23 protein-coding genes and 1 tRNA gene are annotated in these 22,445 nt (G+C 49.4%); 17 read left to right on the top strand and 7 right to left on the bottom strand.

Going from position 1 to position 22,445, the window contains the following annotated elements; all coding sequences use genetic code 11:
• Positions 1-27 precede the first annotated feature (27 nt).
• Positions 28-1,989, top strand: coding sequence for a HEAT repeat domain-containing protein (locus JW878_09825; GenBank protein MBN1763351.1), 1,962 nt, complete (start codon positions 28-30; stop codon positions 1,987-1,989).
• 48 nt (positions 1,990-2,037) lie between these two features.
• Here JW878_09825 and JW878_09830 read toward each other — a convergent pair whose 3' ends face one another.
• The gene (locus JW878_09830) at positions 2,038-3,165 is read right to left on the bottom strand and encodes an FAD-dependent oxidoreductase (protein MBN1763352.1); all 1,128 of its coding nucleotides are present in this window, start codon (positions 3,163-3,165) and stop codon (positions 2,038-2,040) included.
• Positions 3,166-3,257: 92 nt separating this feature from the next.
• Here JW878_09830 and JW878_09835 point away from each other — a divergent pair, with 92 nt between their 5' ends.
• From JW878_09835 to JW878_09875, 9 genes are read left to right on the top strand one after another with little or no spacing between them, the layout of a single operon-like run.
• Entirely contained in the window at positions 3,258-4,355 is a 1,098-nt protein-coding gene (locus tag JW878_09835) for a GTP-binding protein (protein MBN1763353.1), read from the top strand.
• Between the two features lie 53 nt (positions 4,356-4,408).
• A complete protein-coding gene (locus tag JW878_09840; protein ID MBN1763354.1) occupies positions 4,409-5,206 on the top strand; it encodes a 4-hydroxy-tetrahydrodipicolinate reductase in 798 nt (265 codons plus the stop codon).
• A gap of 60 nt (positions 5,207-5,266) precedes the next feature.
• On the top strand, positions 5,267-6,271 hold the full coding sequence (locus JW878_09845) for an HD domain-containing protein (GenBank protein MBN1763355.1): 1,005 nt from the start codon (positions 5,267-5,269) through the stop codon (positions 6,269-6,271).
• A gap of 27 nt (positions 6,272-6,298) precedes the next feature.
• Entirely contained in the window at positions 6,299-7,147 is an 849-nt protein-coding gene (locus JW878_09850) for a CDP-alcohol phosphatidyltransferase family protein (GenBank protein MBN1763356.1), read from the top strand.
• Positions 7,148-7,190: 43 nt separating this feature from the next.
• On the top strand, positions 7,191-9,593 hold the full coding sequence (gene ppsA, locus JW878_09855; GenBank protein MBN1763357.1) for a phosphoenolpyruvate synthase: 2,403 nt from the start codon (positions 7,191-7,193) through the stop codon (positions 9,591-9,593).
• Positions 9,584-10,249, top strand: coding sequence for a DNA-directed RNA polymerase (locus tag JW878_09860; GenBank protein MBN1763358.1), 666 nt, complete (start codon positions 9,584-9,586; stop codon positions 10,247-10,249). Before ppsA ends, JW878_09860 begins: the two co-directional genes overlap by 10 nt.
• Entirely contained in the window at positions 10,249-10,434 is a 186-nt protein-coding gene (locus JW878_09865) for a DNA-directed RNA polymerase, subunit E'' (GenBank protein MBN1763359.1), read from the top strand. Before JW878_09860 ends, JW878_09865 begins: the two co-directional genes overlap by 1 nt.
• Positions 10,435-10,457: 23 nt before the next feature.
• On the top strand, positions 10,458-10,766 hold the full coding sequence (gene rps24e, locus JW878_09870; protein MBN1763360.1) for a 30S ribosomal protein S24e: 309 nt from the start codon (positions 10,458-10,460) through the stop codon (positions 10,764-10,766).
• A 15-nt stretch (positions 10,767-10,781) separates the two neighbouring features.
• Complete coding sequence (locus tag JW878_09875) at positions 10,782-10,946, top strand: 30S ribosomal protein S27ae (protein MBN1763361.1); 165 nt, start codon at positions 10,782-10,784, stop codon at positions 10,944-10,946.
• Between the two features lie 122 nt (positions 10,947-11,068).
• Here the strand turns inward: JW878_09875 and gatC are convergent, their stop codons facing one another.
• Positions 11,069-11,350, bottom strand: coding sequence for an Asp-tRNA(Asn)/Glu-tRNA(Gln) amidotransferase subunit GatC (gatC, locus tag JW878_09880; protein ID MBN1763362.1), 282 nt, complete (start codon positions 11,348-11,350; stop codon positions 11,069-11,071).
• Between the two features lie 88 nt (positions 11,351-11,438).
• On the opposite strand from gatC, the gene JW878_09885 reads away from it, so the two are divergent.
• The 3 genes from JW878_09885 (at position 11,439) to JW878_09895 (ending at position 13,242) form a co-directional block, all read left to right on the top strand.
• The gene (locus JW878_09885) at positions 11,439-12,395 is read left to right on the top strand and encodes an NDP-sugar synthase (protein ID MBN1763363.1); all 957 of its coding nucleotides are present in this window, start codon (positions 11,439-11,441) and stop codon (positions 12,393-12,395) included.
• A gap of 74 nt (positions 12,396-12,469) precedes the next feature.
• The gene (locus JW878_09890; protein MBN1763364.1) at positions 12,470-13,009 is read left to right on the top strand and encodes a hypothetical protein; all 540 of its coding nucleotides are present in this window, start codon (positions 12,470-12,472) and stop codon (positions 13,007-13,009) included.
• Between the two features lie 17 nt (positions 13,010-13,026).
• Positions 13,027-13,242 carry a hypothetical protein gene (locus JW878_09895; GenBank protein MBN1763365.1) on the top strand — a complete coding sequence of 72 codons (216 nt, stop codon included), beginning with the start codon at positions 13,027-13,029 and terminating at the stop codon, positions 13,240-13,242.
• Positions 13,243-13,308: 66 nt separating this feature from the next.
• Here JW878_09895 and JW878_09900 read toward each other — a convergent pair whose 3' ends face one another.
• Positions 13,309-14,238: a branched-chain amino acid transaminase gene (locus JW878_09900; GenBank protein ID MBN1763366.1), complete on the bottom strand. Its 930-nt coding sequence runs from the start codon at positions 14,236-14,238 to the stop codon at positions 13,309-13,311.
• A 62-nt stretch (positions 14,239-14,300) separates the two neighbouring features.
• The gene (locus JW878_09905) at positions 14,301-15,197 is read right to left on the bottom strand and encodes a shikimate kinase (protein MBN1763367.1); all 897 of its coding nucleotides are present in this window, start codon (positions 15,195-15,197) and stop codon (positions 14,301-14,303) included.
• A 257-nt stretch (positions 15,198-15,454) separates the two neighbouring features.
• Between JW878_09905 and JW878_09910 the strand changes: the two genes are divergently transcribed.
• On the top strand, positions 15,455-16,597 hold the full coding sequence (locus tag JW878_09910; GenBank protein ID MBN1763368.1) for a tetratricopeptide repeat protein: 1,143 nt from the start codon (positions 15,455-15,457) through the stop codon (positions 16,595-16,597).
• A gap of 249 nt (positions 16,598-16,846) precedes the next feature.
• On the opposite strand, the gene JW878_09915 is transcribed toward JW878_09910, so the two are convergent.
• Positions 16,847-17,872: a hypothetical protein gene (locus tag JW878_09915; GenBank protein MBN1763369.1), complete on the bottom strand. Its 1,026-nt coding sequence runs from the start codon at positions 17,870-17,872 to the stop codon at positions 16,847-16,849.
• Positions 17,873-18,057: 185 nt separating this feature from the next.
• On the opposite strand from JW878_09915, the gene JW878_09920 reads away from it, so the two are divergent.
• The gene (locus JW878_09920) at positions 18,058-19,452 is read left to right on the top strand and encodes an FAD-dependent oxidoreductase (protein MBN1763370.1); all 1,395 of its coding nucleotides are present in this window, start codon (positions 18,058-18,060) and stop codon (positions 19,450-19,452) included.
• Positions 19,453-19,573: 121 nt separating this feature from the next.
• Here JW878_09920 and JW878_09925 read toward each other — a convergent pair whose 3' ends face one another.
• Complete coding sequence (locus tag JW878_09925) at positions 19,574-20,239, bottom strand: DUF115 domain-containing protein (protein ID MBN1763371.1); 666 nt, start codon at positions 20,237-20,239, stop codon at positions 19,574-19,576.
• Between the two features lie 217 nt (positions 20,240-20,456).
• On the opposite strand from JW878_09925, the gene JW878_09930 reads away from it, so the two are divergent.
• Positions 20,457-21,890, top strand: a complete 1,434-nt coding sequence (locus JW878_09930) for an NAD-binding protein (GenBank protein ID MBN1763372.1) — start codon at positions 20,457-20,459, stop codon at positions 21,888-21,890.
• A 49-nt stretch (positions 21,891-21,939) separates the two neighbouring features.
• Here the strand turns inward: JW878_09930 and JW878_09935 are convergent, their stop codons facing one another.
• On the bottom strand, positions 21,940-22,230 hold the full coding sequence (locus tag JW878_09935; protein ID MBN1763373.1) for a DUF424 family protein: 291 nt from the start codon (positions 22,228-22,230) through the stop codon (positions 21,940-21,942).
• Between the two features lie 111 nt (positions 22,231-22,341).
• Between JW878_09935 and JW878_09940 the strand changes: the two genes are divergently transcribed.
• Positions 22,342-22,416: transfer RNA gene (locus JW878_09940), tRNA-Ile, on the top strand.
• Positions 22,417-22,445: the final 29 nt, after the last annotated feature.

Genomic DNA, 22,445 nt, shown 5'->3' on the forward strand with positions numbered 1-22,445 from the left:
GTTCAGGATAAGGTGGTATGAGTTGTGGTGATAGATCAGGCAGAAATTCACCGGAAAAGCGAGAGTGGAAAAGTCGAGGAACGCAGAGAGGCACTCAAGCACCTTAAAAGCGATTTTGCTGATTTGCCTGACAAAGCTGCGGCATGGCTCGACCTCCACCGGCTCACCGGCGACGAAAACGGAGATGTGCGTTGGAGAGCAGCGGATGCACTAGGCGCGGCCTTTACCCACGTTCCTGACAAAGCTGCGGCATGGCACGATTTGCATCGGCTAATGGACGACGAAGACTGCCTTGTGCGGTTGGTAGCCGCGAATGCACTGGGCGCCACCTTCCCTTATGTCCCTGACAAAGCTGCGGCATGGCACGATTTGCATCGGCTCGCGAACGACGAATACAGCGATGTGCGGTTGGTAGCCGCGAATGCACTGGGCGCGGCCTTTACCCACGTTCCTGACAAAGAAGCGGCATGGCACGATTTGCATCGGCTCACGAACGACGAATACAGAGATGTGCGGTGTGAAGCCGCGAATGCACTGGGAGCCACCTTCCCTTATGTCCCTGACAAAGCTGCGGCATGGCTCGACCTTCACCGGCTCACCGGTGACGATGCCCGTTCTGTGCGCGGGAGAACTGCGGGTGCACTGGGCACGGCGTTTACGCACGTCCCTGACAGAGAAGAGGCCTGGGACAACCTCCACCGGCTCACCGGCGACGAAGACAGTGATGTGCGCGTTCAGGCGAATTACGCGCTCGGCAGAGCTTCTATACTCAAGGCCACCGAGGCAAAAACTGAAGAAGATTTCCGCAAAGAGATTGAAAATGCTTTATCCTTTTTTGAACAAACCTCACATGAATCGTGGCTTTACGAAAACCCTGCAAGATTCTGTCTTCCGTTTTACCGCTCTTTTTATATGATTACGTTCAAGAAACAGGAAGCGGAAGCTGAGGTGCAGAGCTATCTTGCCGAGGCTAAAAACGAAACGTGGGGCTCAGAGAGTAAAGAAAAACTCCTCGAAGCCGTAGAAAATCTCGCGGATGCTCTTAGAGAAGTTCAGGATGCGTCAAAAATGGATTTCGACATGATGAAAAGCGATCTCAAAGCGTACAAGCAATACTGTGATCGGGCTGCGGATCTCCTCCGCACCACCGAAGAAAAAGCACCCACGGCATCGAAATTGATCAAAAGGGGACTGCCGATAATCAATCGGAAGATACAAGAATTACTTGCTGAAATTGACAAAAAGGCGAAAATTCTCTGCGATGCTGCAAGCGGCACAAAAGCCGAAGACTACGTTTACCCCACCTGCAAGGAAGTTCGAGAGCTCATCAAGATAAGGAACGAAGATGAGTTAGAAAAACGTGTTGAAGCGCTCATTCCTAATCTACGATTCATGGGCGAGAGCCTTCCGGAAGCTGAGCGAATTTTTGTTCTCAACAAAGTTGAAACCATTTCATCTGCAGAATATCTCGAGGATAAATTAGGACTGCTAAATGAAATCATCGTTTATGTGACACCGCATATCCGTCTTTCAGAAAAAATCGATGAGCTACTGGGGTATGTTCGAAGAATAGAGTCGTCGTGTAATCAAATTATACGGGATATCGAAGAAAAAGGTGTTACGCTCAAAGCGGAAGATAAACACGAGTTGAAAACGTTAGCTGATGATTTAAAAGCGGCTAACAAAGAGCAGCTCACTCAGTTCGCACAAGAATTCATCAAACTGCTTGAAGACCCCGAAATCCAGCAGGAATTGGAGAAGCATGCACCGAAAGAGAGATCACGAATAAAGAGAGCGTTTTCGACTATAGGAAGAATAGCCAATGAACTCGGAATTGCAGTGAGTGCTGCCGTAACTGCTGAAGGGCTCCTTCCCCAGATTGAGGCTATTATGGCCCAGATGGGGGTTATTAGCCACATAAATCCGGCACTCGCCGCGGCACTCATCCTGATACCCCTCGTCGCACTCAAGGAACGGACGTTGAAATGAAGGGAGTTTTTCCTTAAAATCCACAACACGCAACAGCGAGCAGCAGCTTCATCGAAACCGTCTCATGTAGCGCCACTCGACAAATTTCTTGATATGGTACGCAAAAGGCTTAAACATGCGTCTGCCTGAGAATGCCACGGCTTTATCTGCACCCATTGATATTAAGGCACGCGGATTCGCTCTAGTGTTCTTGGGCTTGTAGGCGCTCAATTCCTGGTTGTTCAGTGTACGGAGGATATTCTTCGCCGCGGTTTTGCCCTGATACTCCGCCTCCTCGACGTTCTGGCCCGAGCAGACACCGTCACGTTCGAAGTACGCGGTATCGCCAACGGCAAACACCTCTTCCATGCCTTCCACACGGAGATACTGATCCAGTTTCAGCCAGCCCTTCACCTTTGGAAGATTGAGTCGCTCCAGCAGGCTGTTCGGTTTTATCCCCGCGGTCCAGATAATTAGATCGTACGGGAGTTTCTGTCCGCTTTTGAACGTTATCTTGTGCGCGCTTACCTCCTGCACCGCCGTCTCCGTCAACGCTTCCACGCCGCGAGCACAGAGGAACTCCTCGACGCAGTCTGCTACTTTGTCATAGGGACAGGCGGGGAGCATTCGCGGCATCATCTCGACGAGGCAGATTCGGGCGTCTAAGGCTAAGCGTCGAGCCTTGAAATAATCGACCAGTTCACCGGCTACTTCCACTCCGCTCAGGCCTGCTCCGATAACCATAATAGTCGGCTTTTGTGCATGCTCAAGGGCAACAACTGCGTCCCTGGTCGCTAACGTCGCCTGTAAGGTATGCACGGTATGCGAAAACTCCTCTGCCCCGGGGATGCCGAAAAACGTCTGTTCCGCGCCGAGCGCGATGACGAGGAAATCGTACGCGATGTCATTTTCTTCGCCCTGGATCATGTCTCTGGTCTTCACGAGTTTCGCCTGGAAGTCAATATCCACAACCTCTGCGTGTACGAATCGCGCACTATTCTTCGCTGCGAATCGGTTCAAATCGCTCGAGATCTCTTCCGGGGTGACTTTTCCGCTCAAAAGCTCCGGATAGGCCGGCTGGTACTCAAATCGTGTGCTACGGTCTACTAAGATAAGGTCGAGATCTTTTGTATGCTTTCGTAATGTACGTGCGACTTCCACGCCGCCGAATCCGCAGCCCAGCACGACAACCTTCATAGTAAAACAATATCAACGCCCATCTATCTATAATTTAATGGTAAACCCCGTTTCCCGCAGATTTATTGAGATCATCGCGTGTGTGAGTGAGCATGACCATCGAAGATGAGATCAAGGACATAGAGGACGAAATACGGACGACTTCGTACAACAAGGCGACTATGCACCACATCGGGCGGCTCAAAGCGAAACTTGCCAGGCTGAAGGATGATTTGCAAAAACGGGCGACCGCGAAATCCGCGAGTAAGGGGGCAGGTTACGCAGTTAAGAAATCTGGCGATGCTACGGTCGTCATGGTGGGTTATCCTTCCGTTGGCAAATCTACACTGCTCAATTGCCTTACCGGCACTAACGCCGAAGTTGCCGCGTACGATTTCACCACGGTCGACGTGATTCCGGGCACGCTGATTTACAAAGGTGCACGAATACAATTGCTCGATGTCCCAGGTCTTATTTCCGGCGCTGCGGCGGGACGTGGACGCGGAAAAGAGGTGCTCTCGATAATCCGAAACGCAGATCTCATTCTTATCATTGTGGACGTCCTGCATCCGCAGCAGTACGATACGTTGGTAAAAGAAGTATACGACGCAGGCATTCGAATTAATGCGAAACCGCCTGAGATTACCATCCGTAAAGCGAGTCGCGGCGGCATCACCGTTAACAGCACCGTCGACCTCGAACTTGATGAGAGGATGATCAAAGCGGTATTAGCAGAGTACAAAATACACAATGCTGAGGTTCTTATACGCGAACGCATCACACTCGATGAGCTTATTGACACGGTCGCGGGAAACCGGAAATACATCCGTGCACTCACGATCTTGAACAAGATGGATCTGGTAAATCCCACGCAGCTCCGGGCTCTCAAGCATCAGTTCCCCGACGCCGCGGTGATTTCCGCCGCGGTCGGGATAAACACCGACGCACTGAAAGATAGGATCTATGACGAGCTGGAATTCATAAGCATTTATATGAAGCCGCACGGCGGATCGCCGGATATGGATAACCCGCTGGTTATAAAGCTGGATTCCACGATCGCTGACGTCTGCTCCACCATTCATCGTGATTTCATCGAGAAGTTCCGCTATGCACGCATCTGGGGCGCGTCCGCGAAGTACGGCGGCCAGCGTGTCGGGCTCTCGCACGTGCTTGTCGACGGCGATGTGGTGAGCATCGTGACGCGACGATAAAACAAACCGCACCGCTTAGCTTATAAACAACGGTGAGCTATGTTTAACTCATCATGGCAATAAAAGTAGCGGTAGCAGGCGCCAAGGGGAGGACGGGCGGTCAAATCGTGCAGGGCATTTTAGAGAGCGAGACGATGGAGCTGGTGGCTGGTTTCGACCTTCATGGCGTGGGTGACGAGCTGGCGCCCGGCGTGAACGTGTCAAGTCCTGAGGAGATGGAGAAGGTGCTCACGGCGGTCAAGCCGCAGGTGCTCGTGGATTTTACGGACGCTACAGCCGCCGTCGAGAACATAAAAGTCGCCGCGCGTAATCACGTCAAGCTCGTGGTTGGCACGACGGGTTTTTCACCGGAGCAGTTTAAAGAGCTGGAAGAGGCTATTGCGGGTAACGTCCCTGCTATTATTTCCCCGAACTTCTCCATCGGTGTGAACGTCTTTTGGAAATTGATTGCAGAAGCTGCGCGACAGCTTCACCCCTATCAGTACCACATGGAGATCATCGAAATGCATCATGCGCATAAGAAGGACGCGCCGAGCGGAACAGCGTTGAAAGCCGCGGAGATTTTAGCCAACTATCCCGCAGAGGGTGCGAGATCGTTTGTTTATGGCCGACAGGGTATAACGGGCGAACGCACGAATGCGGAGATCGGAATCCATGCAGTACGCGCGGGCGAGATCGTTGGCGAGCATACCGTATTGTATGCGGGCAAAGGAGAACGCCTGGAGATAACCCACCGTTTACAGAGCCGCGAAGCACTCGCTCGGGGTGCAATCAAGGCTGTTGAATGGATCAGCGGTAAAGAAAGCGGCCAGATATACTCGATGGACGATATGCTGAGTGAACTGGGATAGAGTTACACTAAACCAAGCGCTTTATCATTCTATTTATTGTAACCGGAGGAAGGAGGTAAAATGAGTGGGAATAAGAAGGTGAAGGATTTAAAAGTCGGCAGCTCGGTAGATTCCTCGTTTCTCGTAATGGAGAAGGAGCTGAGGGAATTCATCACGAAAGGGGGCTACTATCTCCAGGTGAAATTAGGCGACAGCACGGGCAGTATATGGGCGCGGTGCTGGGATCGGGCGGAGGCCGTTGCGTCGCGGTTCGAACTCGGGGATATTGTGCGCGTAAAGGGCGTCGTGGAATCCTTCAAGGGGCGCTTACAGGTGATCTTCACGCCAGACGGAATCGCACGAAGCACGAAAACCTACGATATCACGGAATACCTGCCACGGACTTCGAAGGATATCGACCGCCTATTCGATGAGTTAGTAAAGACGGCGGAAAGTATGGAGAACGAGAATTTAAAGCGTGTGGTTTTCGCCTTCCTCAATGACGCCGCGTTTGTAACTTCATTCAAAAAAGCTCCGGCCGCTAAGATACATCACCACAGTTATATCGGCGGGCTGATCGAGCATACGCAGTCTGTTGCGGCGATTTGCGAGACCATCGCCCAGCTTTACCCTGAGCTTGATCGTGACTTGCTGCTTGCGGGCGCCATCCTGCACGATATCGGAAAGACCGAGACGTACGAGTATACCTTCCGAATAGACATAACAGAGGAGGGCGGGCTTGTTAACCACATCGTGCTGGGCTACCAAAGGGTGGAGGCAAAAATAAAGAGACTGAAAGGCTTCCCGGAGGAACTTCGGCTGCGATTGCTGCATCTCATCCTGAGCCATCATAAGCACGGCGAATGGGGCTCCCCGGTGAAGCCGCTGTTCGCAGAGGCGGAAGCGTTATGTTATGCGGATATGCTCGATTCACAACTCAAGGAGTTCCTGCAGCTCCAGAAGCGCGAGGAAGAGAAAGGTAAAGAGGGCATCTGGAGCGATTTTAGCTGGCGATTGGATCGGTTCCTCTATCTGGGCACAGATAAGGGGAAAAAACAATTACAAGGATCGAAGAGGCAAGAATAGAATAATAGCGGAATGCACACCGATAGCATGACTACTAAAACGAAAAACACAGACGCAAACGCAAAGAACACGAGCTTGTTAAAGCTGCTAAAACCAGCCGATTTGCTCTCTATCCTCAACGCGCTCTTCGGCTTCGCTGCGATACTATTCGTGCTTGATGGCACAAGCGTTACCGAACGAGCACTGGAAAATGCGCTTATCCTGATTTTACTCGCGGTCGTTGCTGACTGCTTGGATGGCACGGTAGCGCGGAAGATGGGAAGCTCCCCAATCGGCAAATATCTCGATTCGCTTGCCGATATGGTCTCCTTCGGTGTTGCGCCGGCGATTGCCGCCTATGTGCTCTTCAAGAGCCATTTACGGGTTCCCACCACGTATACTGGTGTTGTACTGGCAGTATGCAGTGCTTATGTAGTATGCGGCATGCTCCGGCTCGCACGATTTGACGCAAAACCTTTCTTTCAAAAAGAATGCTTCACCAAGGAAACAACAACTCTTAACACAGGTTCCCTTTTTGGGAAAGAAAAGGTGTCTGACGGCTTTTTCGAGGGCTTCCCCATTACCGGCAGTGCGACGTTTTTAGCTTCGTTCATGCTCCTGACCATCGAACTACAACCACAGGTTCCCATCCCGTTAAGCGTTCCTATTCTTATAGGACTAATAGGCCTGCTCTGCCTCTTGATGACCAGCAGGATACGATACCGGAACATACGAGATAAACGAATAACAATACCGGCAGGGATGGTGTTTTTAACACTGTTCGCCCTTTATATCACGTCTTCGGCATTTATTTATCCCGCAATCGCTGTGGCCGTATTAACAGCGTTTTATATTTGCAGCCCCTTATTATATAAGAAAAGGGAAAATTTTATGTGAATCCTGTTGTTTATATGAGTGCAGATCAAATCGGGAGCAGATTATGAAATACGTAAAGTGGTTTGAAGAGGTGGGGACCGGAGATGTCGCCCTTGTTGGGGGTAAAAACGCATCTCTCGGGGAGATGATACGGAATCTGCAAGGGAAGGGCGTGAGCGTTCCGTCCGGGTTTGCTATCACTGCAGAAGCGTACAAATACGTGATAGAGGAGGCCGGCATACGTGAGATACTCAGCGAGACACTGGCGGATTTGGATACGCACGATATGGAGAATTTGAAAACGCGAGGCCGTAAGATACGGGAGATGATACGAAATGCACCGTGTCCCGAGGATCTTAAGGATGAGATACGAGCAGCTTATCGTGAGATGGAGCAGAGGTACGGAGAAAATGTTGACGTCGCGGTGCGAAGCAGTGCAACGGCAGAAGATCTCCCGACCGCAAGTTTCGCAGGGCAGCAGGAGACGTACCTGAATGTAACGGGTGAGGATGAACTGTTGGAAAAGGTTATGGATTGTTTCGCTTCTCTATTCACTGATAGGGCACTATCCTATCGCGTTGATAATGGCTTTGACCATCTCAGCGTCTATCTCTCGGTTGGCGTGCAGAAGATGGTTCGCTCTGATCTAGCCTCTGCTGGTGTGATGTTTTCCATAGATCCTGAATCTGGTTTCAGAGATGCGGTTTACATAACGGGCGCATATGGATTGGGCGAGAACGTCGTGCAGGGTACGGTCAATCCTGACCAGTTTTATGTCTTTAAGCCAACGTTGAAGAACGATTTCCGCCCCATAGTGGAGAAGAAACTGGGCGCGAAGAGACTGAAACTGGTTTACAAGGAGACAGGGACCGAGCAGAAAGAAGTCACGAAGGAAGAGCAGAGGAAATTTGTGCTGAGTGATGATGAAGTACTCACGCTCGGCCGCTGGGCTTGCATTATTGAAGAACATTACGGGATGCCAATGGATATCGAATGGGCAAAGGATGGACTGACCAATGAACTCTTCATTGTCCAGGCGAGACCTGAAACGGTACATTCACAGAGCGATCTCGCGGGCTTAGTGACATACGTGCTTGAAGAGAAAGGTAAATTGCTCGTTCAAGGCGAGGCGGTGGGTAAAAAGATTGGTTCTGGCGAGGTGAATATAATAGAAGATGCAAACGATATCAACAAATTCAGGTCAGGGCAGGTTCTAGTCACGACGATGACCGATCCTGACTGGCAGCCGATAATGAAAATAGCTGGTGCAATTGTTACGAACAAAGGGGGAAGAACCTGCCATGCCGCTATCGTTTCCCGGGAGCTTGGGATACCCTGTGTGATCGGGACTGATAATGGTACAGAGGTTTTAAAAGGGATAAAGGAGGTTACAGTCGATTGTACGGAAGGCATAGGGCGGATATATGAAGGGAAGTTGAAATATCGCGTGGACACTTTAATAACAAAGAACCTTCCACGACCGTGCACTCAGATAATGATGAATGCCGGAGTGCCGGAAAATGCATTCGCCCAAGGTCAAATTCCAAATGATGGTGTAGGGCTGGCCCGCGAGGAGTTCATTATCAATTCTTATATCGGCATACATCCGCTGGCGCTGCTTGACTATGAGGAGCTGAAGAGCCAGGCACAAGGAGACGCGAAGATTACGAGTATTATTAATGAGATAGACGAGCGTAGCGCATCGTATGCGGACAAAGTGCAGTTCTTCATCGATAATTTGGCAATGGGCATCGCAAAGATCGCCTCGGGATTTTATCCCAATGACGTTATCGTGCGATTATCAGACTTCAAGACGAACGAATACGCCAATCTGGTCGGCGGGTATCTGTACGAGCCAGAGGAGAGCAATCCCATGATCGGGTGGCGAGGTGCTTCCCGCTATTACGATACGAAATTCAAACCGGCATTCGGGTTGGAATGTGAAGCGATAAAGAAGGCGCGGGAAGAGATGGGGCTGACCAATATCAAGGTGATGGTCCCATTCTGCAGGACGCCGGAAGAAGGCAGGAAGGTAATAAAGACGATGGATGAGTTCGGCCTGAAACAAGGGGAGAATGGATTGGAAGTGTACGTAATGTGTGAGATCCCCTCGAATGTTATTCTAGCAGATGAATTTGCAGAGGTGTTTGACGGGTTCAGCATAGGCTCGAATGACCTGACGCAACTGACACTGGGGCTTGATAGAGATTCAGACCTTGTAGCGCATCTATTTGACGAACGGAACGAAGCGGTGAAGCGGCTGGTGAAGCATGTCATCAAGGTTGCGCATGAGCACGAGCCCAAACGGAAGATAGGGATTTGTGGACAGGCACCGAGCGATTTCCCCGAGTTCGCCGAGTTCCTGGTGGAGTGTGGGATCGACTCGATGTCGTTGAACTCGGATGCTGTTATTTCAACGCGATTAAATGTCGCGGAAGTAGAGAAGCGAATTGGAAAATGTACGTAAAGATACGAGCATTAGATGTCGTAAGAACGCCGCCGGAACGGATGGGTGACGAGTTGCAGGTAGTCGTAAAGGAGATGCTCCAGGAGAAGCTGGAAGGGCGATTGGATAAGAAGATCGGGATGTTTATTGCGATCCTGGACGTCGTGGACATCAAAGAAGGTCGGATAATGATAGGAGACGCCGGCGTTTATTATGAGACCGTTTTTGATGCACTCATTTTCCGACCGAGGATGCAGGAGATCGTCGAGGGCGCCGTGGTGGAGATTGTTGAATTTGGCGCTTTCGTGGAAATCGGGCCGTTGGATGGTTTGTTACACATCAGCCAGATCACCGACGAATACATCTCGTATGACGAGAAGAATGCGAAGCTCGTGACGAAGGAGACCGGCAGGACGTTGGGCGAGGGCGATAAAGTACGGGCTCGACTCGTCGCCATTTCGCTCAATGAGCGAGATCCCAGTGATAGTAAAATCGGATTGACGATGCGGCAGCCTGGCCTGGGCAAAATAGAGTGGATTGAAGAGGACATGGAGAAGGAGAAGCGGAAAGAGAAGGCAAGCAAGCACGGGCAGGCGACAGAAGCGAAGGAAACGAAGGAAGTGGAAAAGGCAGAGGAAGGGCACGAGCGCGAGAATAAGGAGAGCAAGCAGGAATAATGGAGAAGGCGTGTAGGGATTGCCACAGGATAATCGAGAGCGGCAAGGCGGTGTGCGCATGCGGCTCGAACTCGATGAGCCAGGACTGGAGCGGGTATGTTGCGATTATTGATGCGGAAGGCTCGGAGATCGCGAAAAAATTAGAAATAAAGAAAGCGGGAAAGTATGCATTGAAAGTGAGGTGAAGAAAGAGGGGTAGACAAATAAGATGGAGATAGAGATAACAGAAGAGAAGAAGAATCAGTTGCTGAGACGGAAGGAAGTCAAATTTACGCTGCATCATGACGGCGCGTCGCCGAGCAGGGAAGTAGCACGGAAAGCCTTGATAAAGGCGCTTAAGTGCACTTCAAACCTCCTCGTTATAGATAAGATGGATACGGAGTTCGGGAAGCGAGAGACCGTTGGCTATGCAAAGGTATACGAGGATGAAGAGCGGCTGAAAGAGATCGAGCGAGAGCATATACTGAAGCGGAACTTTGCTGCAGGTGCGGGAGAAGAGGAAGGCGAAGGCGAATAAAGGAGAATAAAGGAAATGGCCGCAATACATGATTTTTACGAGGTAGTTGAAGAAAAAGGCAAGGTAACGGCACGCAGAAAGCGGAAGGTATGCCCACGGTGCGGCGCCGGGGTGTTTTTAGCAGAGCATAAAGACCGGTATTCCTGTGGTAAATGCGGGTATACCGAATTCAGGAAGTAATAGCCTGCCTGGGCGGAGGAGCGCACGTGAGTACAATATAAGTACTCTTCCTCTCACCCGTTCTTTCTATTTTTGCAATCTGATTTGTTCAATCCGTAACAGAGTATAGCATAGCATAAACATTACAGCATTCTCGGACTTTTTATGTACCCATCTTCCTTCTTGGGCGCATTCCGCAGCACTTCCGACTGCTCTAACGCTGCCTTCGGTTCGTCCTGCCTGACCACATCCGTTATGCCAATGACGTGATAGGTCGGCTCGACATCGGTGGTATCCACCTCGTCTAAAACCGTGAAATAATCCAATATCGAGCTTAATTGCTGCTCGAATAGCACCTTCTCCTCTTCGCTCAGTTTTATCCGCGCTAACCAGCCGATGTGCTCTATCTCCTCTTTCTTAATCATAACGCACTTCTTCTTTTTAGAAAAAAGAACCCCTGTACTAAAAGAAAAACATGAATTCTTTTTAAAGCTTCTTTCTATAAGAGTGACGATGACAAGGGCAGTAATACTCGCAGGAGGCTACGGAACACGGCTCAGGCCGCTTACGTTTAGTACGCCGAAGGCGATGATTCCGCTCGTCAATCGACCGGTAATCGATTATATCCTGGACTATTTGGCGGGGTATGGCTTGAAGGAGTTTGTTATCACCACGAATTACCTGAGGGAGCAGACGATAGCGTATCTCAACAGCAGCAGGAAGGATATGAAGATCACTTATCCCGAGGAACCGTCGCCGTTAGGAACCGCAGGCTCGGTTAAAAACGCCGGAGTAACCGAGACGATAGTGATCATACAGGGCGACAATATCACGGAGATAGACGTAGGAAAGCTAGTGGCGTTCCACAAAGCGCACGAAGGACTGGTGACCATTGCGCTTCTGCCCGTGCCGAATCCGTCTTTATATGGGATCGCTGAACTAGATTCCACTGGTAGAATACGGCTTTTTAAGGAGAAACCTGCTCCGAATGAATGCTTCTCCAATCTTGCAAATACTGGCTTGTATATCATAGAACCGGAGGCGATGGAGTACGTGCCAGAAGGCCGTGCATTCGATTTCTCCAAGGACTTATTCCCCCTGCTCGTAGCGCAACGCGAGGTTTACGGGTGCGTGGTTGAAGGATTCTGGACAGACGTAGGCAATTTGGAGGGCTATCTGGATGCAACCCAGTGGATATTGGAGCGTAAAGGTGCTGAATGCGCAGCTACTGCGGAGATAAAAGAGGGCGATATTCAGGGCACTGTTGCCATTGGCGACCATGCGACGATTGAAAATTCCGTGATACGAGGCCCTGCAGTTATCGGCAACCATGCAACGGTACTCAACAGCAAACTGTATAATTCAGTGCTTTTCCCCGGAGCGCAGGTGGCTGAAACCACGCTCCATAATTGCGTAATTTGCCAAGATGCCGTGATACAGAGAGCAGAGATTACCGATTGTATCAGATAAAGGTTGCATACGCGTGTAGCGAATACAAATGCTTGTAGACTCAATCTATCTGTACAGGGAACGAAGCCGACCGAATGATCGCGCGATATTTTAAAGGCATTCAGCCGCACATAAACCTCGCGGAAATAGCAGCGGAGATTGCTTTTTTACCCGGTGCACCAGAGCGAGCGTTGGAGATCGCCAAGAACTTCTCAAACTGCACGCGGGTAACAGCGCAGCGGGAATTTGTCACGTACAAAGGTGAGCTTGAAGGGAAGGAGGTCTGTGCGACTTCAACGGGTGTTGGATGCCCGTCTGCGGCGATCGTGGTGGAAGAGCTTGCGAATTGTGGGGTGAAGACGTTTATACGAGTGGGCACAACCGGTGCAATTCGGCAGGATATAGAACTTGGCGAGGTGGTAATACCGGAAGCTGCGGTGCGGGACGACGGCACGACGAAAGAATACATTGGCAATGGAGATCCCGCTGCTGTTGCGACCCCGGAAGTTGTTGCCGCGTTACGGAAATCAGCAAAGGAGACAGCAGTAAGACACCGTGTAGGAACCGTGCGGACGAATGACGCTTTTTACGGTGCGTCTGATTTCGAAGGTGTGATGACGCGCTACCAGCATTAGGGATAGTGAGCTTTGATATGGAATGCTCCGCTATTTTCACCGTTGCCGCACTGAGAGGGTTACGTGCGGGTGCCGTGCTGGGCGTCGTTGGCAATCTGGCTAACGATGAGCACGCATATAAAGACGAGAAGCAGGAACCGTTGGCCTGTGTATACAAAAAGAAGGCGGAAGAAGCGGTAGAAAATGCGATCACGGTTGCGGTTGGTGCGGTAAACTACTTGGATGCGGTTTAAATGGCATCCGTGTAGAAGCGTCTTCTCTTCTCGAAAGCGAAAACGCATTTCTAGTTATTTGTTCGTTCACCTCACCGGATCCAACCACTTCATGTACTTCTCCTCGCGCGCCTTGAGCACATTGAAGAACTTCTTTTGCAGCACGCCGGTCACTTCGCCCTTCTTACCGCTGCCTATTGTTACGTTGTCGATCTCGCGTATCGGTGCCATTTCCGCTGCCGTACCGGTAAAGAAGACTTCGTCTGCATTCAATAATTCATCCTTCGATATGAGCTTCTCCACCACTTCGTAGCCCATATCGTGCGCAAGCTCGATGACCGAAGCCCGTGTGATTCCTGGCAGAATAGACGACCCCGCTTCCGGCGTGTACAGAGTTCCATCCTTCACAATGAAGACGTTCTCACCCGGGCCTTCAGCCACATAGCCCTTGGTATCAAGCAGTATCGCCTCGCCAAAGCCTCGTCCTTTCGCGTCCAACGACGCCAAAATCGAATTAAGATAGTGGCCCACCGCCTTTGCGGTAACCGGCAAGGTGCTGGGATCTATTCGTCGCCATGACGAGATCGTGCAGCGTATACCACCTTCAGCCGCCTCATCGCCAAGATAAGCACCCCAAGGCCACGCCGCAACAGCGCAATCCACCGGGCACTCCGTGGGGTTCAGCCCCAAGTGATGGTACCCGAAGAACGCAATTGGCCGTATGTAGCACGCATCAAGACTGTTGATACGAACCGTTTCCTTTATCGCCTCCCCCAGCTCGTCCCGTGTATATGGAATTTCCATCTGGTAGGCCTCCGCGGACCGATACATTCTCTCTACGTGCTCTTTCAGCCTGAAGATGAACGATCCCTTCTCCGTTGCATAGCACCGAATACCCTCGAATACGCCAGATCCATAATGCAAGCCGTGTACAAGAACGTGCACTTTCGCTTCCTTCCACTCTACAAACGCACCGTTCAACCATATTTTTCCTTCGCCGGTAAAAGCCTCTGCCATCAGTATCACCCCTCGTATTATTGTCTTTTTAGTATAAACACTTTTCTCTTAAGAATACCCGGCTAAAAGGATAAGATCGGTCTGTTGTTTATCTGCCGCTTTATTACCTTCCCTTCAAGCTTTAATTCGTGCCAGGCCGCGCGTAATCGCTCCTCCTGCTCTTCGTCGCCCACTAACGCGACAAACGAGGGGCCCGTACCGGATAGACTCACGCCCTTTACACCGCACTCCAACGCCTTGAGCATCGGCTCAGGATCAAAATGCAGCGCCGCGCAATATAAAAAGCCATTTAACGTCATCGCCTCTTCAAATCTGCCATTCATTGCCCATTCATACGCGCGATCCACCCACGGAGCGATCAATCGCGACCGGTTCACATCGGTATCCGCGGTAAATGCTGTTGTTCGCGGCACGAAGATAAGAACCTTAGAATCCCTCTCCTCGCGTTTTAGCAGCTCACGCTTCTTATTGTCCGTGATCACGATCCCCCCGAGCGCAGAAGCGCAGGCATCGTCAAACGCGCCGGTTATGGACACGCCGACATCCAGAGCAGCGTCGACACCCAGTCGTATCGCCTCCAATGTCCCTATTGCGCCTTTCGCCTCTTCTCCGATTGCATCCAGCGTAGCAACGATCGTAGCATTGGCCGCCGCGCTGCTGCTCTTCAGCCCGCTTCCAATTGGGATCTCACTCCGCGTCTTTACCTGTGCACGTAACGGTAGATTAAACTTAGTCAGCACCAACTCCACGCATCGCTCTATTAGCCGCGTATCCGCCCGAATTCCAGCCGCCTGTTCTATAGTCCCTTCAATCCCTTTGAAATCCCCGCCGAGCTCCACTTCCGCATACGTCCACAAATCGATACCGAAAGCAGAGCCCTTGTAGGTCGCTATTGCGTTGATTATGGTCCCTGCTCCACTTGCTTTGCCACGCCCTTTCCCGCTTCTCCCTGTGCCCATGCTTTTGCTACCCCCTGTGCCTTCCAGACTTCTCTGTATGCCGTGCTCAAAGCGGATTGATAACTAATGATAGTGATAATAGAGGCGAGTGTAAATAAGCCTACTTTAAAGGAGTCCTTACCAAAAAGAACCGGCAACCAAATTTTTACGGGATAGTAGCATACCTCTGTCGTACATACCCTTTTCTTATTACGGCCCGCATTACAATTATACCTGAAACTATTCAATTAGCCGCTATAAATTCAGGGGGCGTAGATATGAACGTATTGGTCTTCTTCAAGCCAGACATAAAGAAGCTGGAGGCAAAGAGTGATGTTACAGGCCTGACAAAGGCGTTAAAGGATGGAGATAAAACGGTTCGGTGGCGAGCGGCAGAAGCTCTGGGAAAGATAAAGGATATACGGGCAATAGGACCGCTCATTCAAACGCTTAAAGATAGGGATGACGCTGTTCGCGCGAGTGCCGCGTGGGCTCTTGGAAAGAGACGAGTGGAACGAGCGGTAGAGCCCCTCATTCACGCTCTGGAAGATAAAAGAGGGATTGTTCGCGCGAATGCCGCATGGGCCCTTGGCGAGATACAAGAGGGTAAGGCGGTAGAGCCTCTTATTCAGACTTTAGAAGATACTGAAGAGGATACAGTGGTGAGACGTCGGGCAGCAGAAGCGCTGGGTGAGATAAAGGATGTCACGGCGGTAGAGCCCCTCATTCAGATGTTCAAAGATGACGACGACGATCTTCGACGGTCGGTAACAGAGGCTCTTAGAAAGATAGGCACGCCTGCGGTCGAACCCCTCGTTCAGGCTCTGGAAGACGAAGATGAAGCCGTTCGCTCTGGTGCAGCAGCGGTTATCGAGACCCTAAAAGAGGCCGATACGTTTGAGCAAGAGAAACGCGAATTGAAAGTGCGTGATCTCAAACCAAAAACACGAGTGCCCGAGTTAGACGATTTGCAGTGGTATAACAAGGGACTCGATCTATACGAGCGTGGTAAATATGAAGAGGCGATACGATGCTTTGATAATGCATTAGAGAAAAATCCAGACTCTTATCACGCATTAAACAGGAAAGGAATAGCTCTGGATGTGATTGGTAAGTATAAGGAGGCCGTAGACAGTTATGATGCGGCTTTGAAGCTCAACCCCGGCGATGCGAGGGCTTTGAATAACAAAGGACTCGCTCTGAGGCATCTTGATAGACTTGAAGAGGCTATAGAATGCTATGAGAGCGTCTTAAAGCTGGACCCCCGGGATGGAAGTGCGTGGAATAACAAAGGAGTTGCGCTGTATGAACTTGGCAGCTATAACGAGGCGATACGATGCTACGATAAGGCACTGGAAATAAATCCGAGGGATGTTGATGCGATCTATAATAGAAAATTGTGTTTGGAGAACGTCAAGTAAAATCCCTGTTTAGTACGACCTCTTGCCGTTCCTCACTGCTGATTATAACCCTAATTGGAGCAATAAAAACAGGCTTTGCTCTTAAAGTCGAAAAAATCAGGAACCGTAGAACTGGAACTATTTTTTTGATTGATAATACTTTTCTCCCTTGAAGAAAACCGAAAAGCTTTTATATGCGCTGTTAACATTATAAATAATTGAGATTGGTCCCCACGGGGGTTAATCTCCTTCAATATTTTTTTATATGGATTATAAAGTCGTTTGTTTATTTTTCTCGTCCATCAATTTGTACGCTTCTTCAACGCTTAAAACCTTGATTTCTCTGGAAGGATTTAGCCGCTCTACAAACTTCATTTTTGAATATCCTTCTTCATCCAAGCATATTATACAATCCCCCTTCTGTAAGGCAATCTGTTGGTTTACAAGATCTTCAAAGGATACCGATCCGCCCTCTTTTCCCGCAAAATTTAAAAGTGATTGAAAGAAATCAGTCTCCCTAATAATCTTATTGTCTACCTCCTTAGATTTATGGATAAGAATAAGTGGATGGGGGAAGTGCCGTTCTGTTTTTAAGGAATGAGGATAGTCAGAAGCCAAATATTCGATCTCCGCATCTCCTACGAATTCTGTCTTGACAAATGCTGGTGTCCTATCTTTTAGCTGTTCGAATATTTCTTTAGCGTCAAAATGATGAACTGTTTTTCCAAGATATCCGCAAATGAGGTCACATAAAGAGATGCAAGGATAGGTTAGATCTCCGTAGGGGACTATATTTATCTTCTCAGCTTTTTTTCCTATGAATTTCCATGCCTTGGTTATCTTTCCCGATATTCCATCTAAAGCGACATGTCCTGTAGTATCGAGATAATTCCAATAATATCTCCAAACAGGTATAATAGGATAATAATTATGTAGCGTTTTTTCTAGAAAATCAAGTCCGTCTATTTGACCTTTAATAGTGTCTACTTTATCAAACAAGAAGGTATCTGTTACGTAAATCCGCGTAACATTTTCAATTTTTAATAAACGTTCTGTTAATCCTACGTGTGCTTCATGTAGGTCGTATGACGGTATTAGTTTTATGATATCTTCAGTTTTTAAAACGAATCGAGGCAGATTTATGTTATACTCTTCATAAAAATTCTTTATGATTTCAAAATAGTGCCTTCTAAATTCTGATTGCCCTTTGATTTCTACTGCGACCCCCGTAAGATTAACAAATTTGCCCCTCCGGATTATTCCAGAATCTGCAGCAACTATACAATCGCTGAGCATAATACATGAAATATTTTTTAAGTATTTAAACTTACTGCTATATGGATTTTACTCTTAAAGTCGAAAAATTGATGGACTTCAGGTGCAAACGCTCATGAGGGGTAAAACCATGAAAAACCGGCAAATATTTATACATTCAGTTCATATCCTTTGTTTGTCATTAAGAAAAGAAGGAGAAGGAGAAAATGACGAAAGAGATTGTTATTGTCGGTGGTGGGGTCGCCGGGATATTCGTCTTGCGGAACTTATTTGCGAAGAAGGACGACGTGGAAGAAGGACTGCACATCACGCTTATAAAGCGAGAGAAAAGCGGCTGGGTCTCCACTTGTGGATTGCCGTTCGCGTTACGTGGGTGGTATGAACTCGAGAGGACGGAGATACAGAAACCACAGTTTTACCTCGAACAAGGCGTTGATTTCAAAGCTGATAGCGATGTGACGAAAATCAATCTGGAGGAGAAAAACGTGGTACTGAAGACGGGAGACAAGCTCAACTACGATTACCTCGTCATAGCGACGGGAAGGAAACAATCGGTGAAAGAGACGACACTTGACGGCGTTTTTACGTTTAATAACGAAGATGACGCGTGTCTAATAGAAGAGACTCTGAACGCAAGAGAGGTAAAAAACGCGTTTGTTCGCGGTCGTGGCATTATAGGCTTGCAATCGGCAGTTGCGTTTGCCGAACGAGGCATCAAAACCACTATTCTTGGCGGACCACCTTCATTGCTGCCTTCGAGCTTGGATCCCGATATGGGCGACCTTGTCAAAGAGCGACTGGAGAAAGAAGGTATGCGGTTTATTCTTGATCGGCGAGAGATAACCGCGATACGAGGAAAAGAAGGCTGGGTGAAATCGGTGGTGATCGGCGAGACGGCCGAGGAGAAAGAGGAAATCCCAGCAGAGATTGTGATCATTGGGAAATGGATGGTCCCTGAAACAGACCTCACAAAGGACACGGGAATCGCGATAGGGGAAACCGGCGGAATCGTTACTGATCGGTCGATGCATGTGAAGAGAGGAAGACACACGTTGGACACTGTGTACGCCCTTGGTGACTGTGCAGAGGTTGTTGACGGCATCACCTATCGCTCGAAACTGAATCAAATGGCCTCCACAGCGGTCGTTCAGGCGCGAGTCATCGCTGACAACATACTCAGCGATATCCAAGACCTCCCGAGTTTGTATTCCTCCTATGAATACTGTATCAGTCCAACCGTAGCGGACATCGGTGGCGGTCTCCTGATGGGCTCCGTGGGTGTGACTACCGATGCCGCAAACCGTGCAGGAATAAAAACAATCAGTGGTAAGGCCACGAAGCTCATCAAGGCGCGCTACTTCCCCGGTGCGACATCGCTGACCCTGAAACTGATCTTCGATGCATTCACCAAGAAATTGATAGGCGCGCAGATGGTCGGTGAAGCCACGGTTGCCGAACGAGTGAACGAATTTGCCGTTGCCATCCGCACGGGTATGACCGCAGCGGAACTCCGAAATATGGAACGGTGCTTCGACCCGTCACTTGCGCAATTGGAGGACGTAACAGTAGACGCTGCAAAAAACGCCTTAGAGAGTGCATAAGCTTACTCAAACAGAAATCCAACCTTTTTCCTTTCTTTTTTTCTAGTTCGTTTACGTTGTGCCTTTTTGGAACTTTGGAGAACCAGAAGGCCATAGTATAGGAATGGGATGCAAGGCATGCTTACAAAATCTCACCAATCAACCGCTTCGCCCACGTCAGCTTCTTCTTCTTCCGTGCAGTTACCTGCTCATCCTCGAAATCGAACCCGATCAGTTCGATACTACGCGCACCACATTCCTTCGCCAGGAACACACACCGATCGCCATCGGTGAACCCACCGAAGTTGTACACGTTATGCAGTGGCTTACTTTGCGTTGTGCAGAGCACGTTCTCGGTTAATGCGGGCAGCACCTTCTTCAGCATGGGGATATTATCCCCGTGCGCGTGCACCACGAGTATCGAGCCAAGCCGGTTTGCGGTAATAATATCCGGAATCGTGCCGTCAAGGTCGGTGCATACGATGTCCGGTATGATAGCATTGCGCAGGAGAACGGAAGTGGCACCATCCGCCGCTATCACCACAAAATCACGAGCCAAGAACGAGCCCTCAAACTCGCTCTCCTTAGCCCTTAGTTCGCGTTCCAGGCAAGGAGCATTGCCGCAGATGAGCACTCGTTTTCCTCTTATAAGCGCTTCTATTTCCTCTCTTACGATGTTCTCCGCACTCGTTTTCCTCGACGTCATCAGCTCAGAAGCCACCCTCGCCGCTTCTTCATCCTTCGCTCTGTCAAAACCAAAATCCTTCAGGATCTCCCTATAGATCGGCTCCCAGTTGCTATACTTCATTGCTCGCGTCCGTGAAAACAGAAAGATTAATCAATGTAAATGGTCTTTACGAAGATATAAAAGATGCATCTCAAAAGAGAGTAGTGTAGAAAGATAGATGACCGCTGAGAAAAGATCACCCAAGCGCAAGACGAAACAAAAAAGCAAAAGCGAAGAGAAGGGGAAAGAGAAAGGCATAGAATTAGAAAAAGTAGATATGAGAGGAAAAGACAGGGTGTTGCAAGTGATCTTCGGCTGTGGACGAATCGGCTATGCGATAGCAAAGGAGTTGCGAGGGAAGGGTTTGGATGTGCTTATCGTGGACATCGATGAGAAGAAGGTGGAATTACTCAAGGACGAAGGGTTCATTGCGTTTGTCGGAGATATAAACGACCCTGAAGTGACGCGAAAGGTCCTAAGCGAAGGAGTTGCGGAAGCGTTTTTTATCGTAAGTAACGACTGCACCGGGAACAAGCAAGCACTGAAGAATGTGAAGAAAGATGCCCCTCAGGCTCGTGTAGTCGTGCGTGCGGTCGACCCTACAGATAAAGAGGATTTGAAGGAGTTAGGCGTTGATGTGGTCCTCTCCATCCCGGATATAACCGCAAAAACTGCAATAGGGGATTTAGAGAGCGTAAAGTCACGGATGAAAGCAAAACAATTGGTTACAATGATAGAGGAGCTAAAAGAGCACGAAGAAGAGCGATTGGGTATTGTGGTTCACGACAGCCCTGATCCTGACGCAATAGCTTCCGCTCTTGCACTCAAACACATAGCAAAGCACGTAGGTGTATCTGCGGATATAACGTACCGCGGGGAGATAGGACATCATGTGAATCGCGCTTTCGTGAATATCTTAGGGATAGAGATGGTCCGGATAGAGCGCGAGGACGATTTGAAAGGCTACAGTAAGTTGGCGCTTATAGACGCCAGTGTTCCTGGTATGAATAATCCCTTGCCACCAGAGGGTAATATAGACATCATCATAGACCATCATACCGCGAATAACAAAGGGAAGGTAAACGCCGATTTTTTCGATATCAGACCAGATACCGGTGCAACGTCCACGATACTGACAGAATATCTGCGGGAATTGGAAGTACCCGTGGATAAGGTGCTGGCGACGGCGCTTTTGCATGGAATAAGAACGGATACCAGTGGCTTCAAGCGCGAGACAAACCCCGCAGATTTCTCCGCCGCAGCGTTCCTCCATGTAAAGGCTGATAAAGACCTCCTAGACCAGATAGAAACGCCGCCTATGTCCACAGAGATGTTAAACGTCGTCGGCGATGCGATCTTAAACAAGAAGATAAAGGGGAGCTACTTAATCACGAATGCAGGCATGGTGGCGAATCGTGACGCTATCCCTCAAGCAGCTGATTATCTGCTCAATCTGGAAGGAATCGCGACGGTGGTCGTAATAGGACTCTACGAGGATAAGGCATTCATTTCCGGGCGGAGCAAGGACATCCGGGTGAATATAGGCGATGCTTTTGCACGCGCGTTCGGGGATATCGGCTCCGCGGGTGGCCACGCCTCGATGGCTGCTGCGCAGATACCGCTCGGCATCTTCAGCGGGCTCAAGGACAAAGAGACCATTATGCAACTTGTCGAAGATGCGGTGACAAAGCGATTCCTAGCGGTGATGATGAAAGAGGAATCGAGCGAATAAGTATGCGCACGCACGTACCTTCGTTCTCGCTTTTCTTATCGTTTTCTTTTCAGAGTTTCACCATCTGAGCATGCGGTACGCCATCAACAAAAATCACACAGGCTTCGTCGATAAAATCGTTGTCGACGGCGCATTTTATCGTGCGGTTACCCACTAAATTCGCTATTGTCGCACGCTGTAACGACGTGATTACTTCACCTTCCGTCGCTTCTTCGCCTTTGTAAAATCGTTCAGAGATTTTCAGAGAGAGTTCTCCTTCTTCAAAGCTCTTCCCCAGCAAATCCCTGTCGCATACTGCTACCAGCAGCCCGGACGCCGAGTTGTATTCTTTGACATACATCGCTTTGCTCGCTCACCCTAGTAAGCAAAAGGATACGATATCTTAAAGGTAAAAGTTATAAGGTTCACGATAGTATAAGATTGTAGAAAGAGATAGTGCTCGGAAGGCGTGGGGCTCGTAGCTTAGCCTGGTTGGAGCGCTCGGCTGATAACCGAGAGGTCCGGAGTTCAAATCTCCGCGGGCCCATCATACTCACTTCTTAAAACGAGAAGAAG

The sequence above is a fragment of the Methanomicrobia archaeon genome, assembly GCA_016930255.1.
Taxonomy (GTDB): domain Archaea; phylum Halobacteriota; class Syntropharchaeia; order Alkanophagales; family Methanospirareceae; genus JACGMN01.